Below are 3,024 nucleotides of genomic sequence, written 5' to 3' on the forward strand. Positions count from 1 at the left end.
CTCAAGTTCCAAGAGAATCGATTTGAATTGGTTGAAGTGAGCGCCGATCGCAACGTAATCCTTGTTCGCCTTGTTCCCGCTTCGATTATCAGGCAAAGCCTCTTTAGCTTGCGCTGCAAGTGGGCTGGCACTTAGGGTGATAAATAGCAGGAAAAAGGAGAGGTAGCGGGACGGCATGCTGTTCAATCAGGTCTCTAGTCAGATAAAAGTTAGCGCCGAAGCTTCTCATATAAGGCACTGAAGGTACTTGCACGCGTCACAGAACCGATGAGTTCCTATCTAAGTTCTGCAAAGCATATCAACATTTGCTTTACCCTATCTTCAGACATGGTCAGATTGAGTGAATTTACTTCTTTTACCCAAGCTGCAGTCTCAAAGATTGTCTCGCTAGCGGTGGTACTAAACGCTTGTTGCCAAGCGATTACTTCAAATCCCGGCTCATCATTGAGAGCTTGAAACAAAGCGTCTAGCGCGGGAATATCCTGATATTCATCAAAGCAGTAAATGGTCGTGTCTTCGAAATCCAAATTCATCTCGGTTACGATTTCGGCCGGTGTAGCTCCTTGGTCGATGACAGTCTCAAGATCCAAATCGCCTAGCGCGATTTCCTCGATTTCCCAGTCTTCATCAGGTGCAATGAGCGTGCTCTTTATCTGTCCGTCGGGCATCGACCAAGAAATAGCGACGGGCAAAATTTGTCGATGATCATCAACAACATCTAATGCGATAAAGATTGGAAATTGATTCATTAAAGAAGGCTCTTGTTGCTGTGCGGCTGAACGTTAGATTATAAGGAGTTCATCAACTTAAAAAATCTAGGAAAGCGGTCTAAACTCAACATAAAAGGAATTAAGCCAATACTATGTCCGTTACCAGCCAAGTTCAGCTCGCCAAATACTACCGTAATCTGCGTTTTTTGATAATCGATGATTTTGAAAACTTTCGTTTGTCCCTGAAACAGATGGTTAGGGCGTGTGGGGTTGAACAAATCGATGTTTCGATTAATGGTGAAGACGCGATCCAACGATGTCAGCATGATAATTTCGACATCATATTGTGTGATTATAACCTTGGTAATGGGAAGAACGGTCAACAAGTGCTTGAGGAGTTGCGTTTTAGCAATCTGTTAAAACACACGGGTCTGTTCATCATGGTCACGGCCGAGACGTCGAAAGATATGGTGATGGGGGCCTTAGAATATCTCCCTGATGCTTATATAACGAAGCCTTTGACTAAAATAGTGCTGCAGCAGCGCCTTGACAAACTTATTGAGCAGCGTGAAAAGTTAAAGTCTATTAATGAGGCCCTGGATCAGAACGACAACCAAAAGGCAATCGCGCTTCTTGGGCTTGAAATCAAACGTGAGACTCGATATCTGCTTTGGTGTCTTAGGACGCTTGCAAACCTATACTATCACGAGGGTGAGCTCGAAAAATCCCGTAAAATTTATGACGATGTGTTGACCAAGCGTGATATCGGCTGGGCTAGGTTAGGGCTTGGTCGCGTGAAGGCCGCTATTGGCGAAGTAGAATCTGCCGTTGAAGATTTTTCGCACGTTCTTGAGGTTAATCCAAACATCATCGAGGCCTATGATGAGTTGGCCGATGCGTATCTGCAATTGCAAGAGAATCGTAAGGCTCAGAAAACACTCGAAGACGCCGTAGATATATCGCCCCATGCGTACAATCGACAGCGAAAGCTCGCTGAAGTGTGCTCTACCAACAATGATCATGAGAGCGCGGCAGGCGCGCTTAAGGCGACGATGAAGCTCGGTTTTAATTCGATTCATGACAAGCCCGAAAATTATCTAAATCTAGGGCGTTGCTTGGCTGATATTTCTGAAGGTGATACCAGTGAGAAGGGTCGAACTAAAGCCAAAGAGGCCATACATACTATGCAGCGCGTGGTAAAAAAGTTCGGTCAAGATCCTTCGGTTCATGCGAATGCTGCCTTGATTGAGGCACGGACATATAAGGGGCAAGGTGATAAGAGCAAATCAGAAGAAATGTTCGTTAAGGCGAAAAAGCTATTGGCTGACCATGATTTTGATTCCTCAACGCAGTTAGAGTTTGCAAAGACGCTTTACAGCATGGGTGAAACGGGTGAGGCTGAGACACTGTTGAGCAAGTTGGCGAATAAGGAGCAAAATAATGCTCCGATGATCAAGTCAATCAATGAGCTAATCGATGAGCCGGTAGGGCTTCTAGCGAAGGCGAAGGCTCGCAAGCTTAATAAATCCGGAATCAAAGAATTTGAGGCGGGTAATCTTGATGCCGCAATCGATGCGTTTACAGAAGCGCTTGAGTGTACGCCGAAGCACCCCGCTTTGAATCTGAACGTCGTGCAGGTAACCCTAAAAATGATTGACCAAAAAGGAATGCAACCACGCTTGGTCGAGCGCTGTAAAGCTTGTCTTGCAAATGTCAGGCACATACCACCGCAGCATGCACAGTTCAAACGGTTGAAGTTTTTAGAAGATAAGGTGGCTGCGCTGTAGCCGGCGCAGCTTGGCATGTCTTGATCGATATATCATTCGCCCGCACCGTCTTGTAGTGCGCGATTTTGCTTAAGCCTTTATTGTCATTGTAGTAAATGTAAGCTGGCGGGGCGCTATCTAGCACTGATCAAGAGGCATTTGGCGCGTTTGCTTGGGATCAGTAGTATGCATCTCAAAGAATGTTGCTGGGAGGAAGGGAGAATTGGCTCCCCGAGCTGGGCTCGAACTAGGCAAAGTCATGGAGTTTGCCACGGATCCGTTGTATACGTTTCAAAGAATGTTGTTGAGAGTAAGGGAGAATTGGCTCCCCGATCTGGGCTCGAACTAGGCAAAGTCATGGAGTTTGCCACGGATCCGTTGTATACGTTTCAAAGAATGTTGTTGAGAGTAAGGGAGAATTGGCTCCCCGAGCTGGGCTCGAACTAGGCAAAGTCATGGAGTTTGCCACGGATCCGTTGTATACGTTTCAAGGAATGTTGTTGAGAGGAAGGGAGAATTGGCTCCCCGAGCTGGGCTCGAACCAGCGA

3 protein-coding genes are annotated in these 3,024 nt (G+C 46.3%); 1 reads left to right on the forward strand and 2 read right to left on the reverse strand.

Annotated features, from left to right (window positions below; all coding sequences use genetic code 11):
- Both A3750_RS26895 and A3750_RS14070 read right to left on the reverse strand, forming a co-directional pair.
- The coding region (locus tag A3750_RS26895) for a hypothetical protein (protein ID WP_231871827.1) at positions 1-186 on the reverse strand (186 nt) is incomplete at its 3' end.
- A gap of 89 nt (positions 187-275) precedes the next feature.
- Complete coding sequence (locus tag A3750_RS14070) at positions 276-749, reverse strand: hypothetical protein (protein ID WP_068456501.1); 474 nt, start codon at positions 747-749, stop codon at positions 276-278.
- Positions 750-862: 113 nt separating this feature from the next.
- On the opposite strand from A3750_RS14070, the gene A3750_RS14075 reads away from it, so the two are divergent.
- Positions 863-2,497 carry a tetratricopeptide repeat-containing response regulator gene (locus A3750_RS14075; RefSeq protein ID WP_068456498.1) on the forward strand — a complete coding sequence of 545 codons (1,635 nt, stop codon included), beginning with the start codon at positions 863-865 and terminating at the stop codon, positions 2,495-2,497.
- The last annotated feature ends 527 nt before the right edge of the window (positions 2,498-3,024 follow it).

The sequence above is a fragment of the Oleiphilus sp. HI0079 genome (assembly GCF_001635105.1).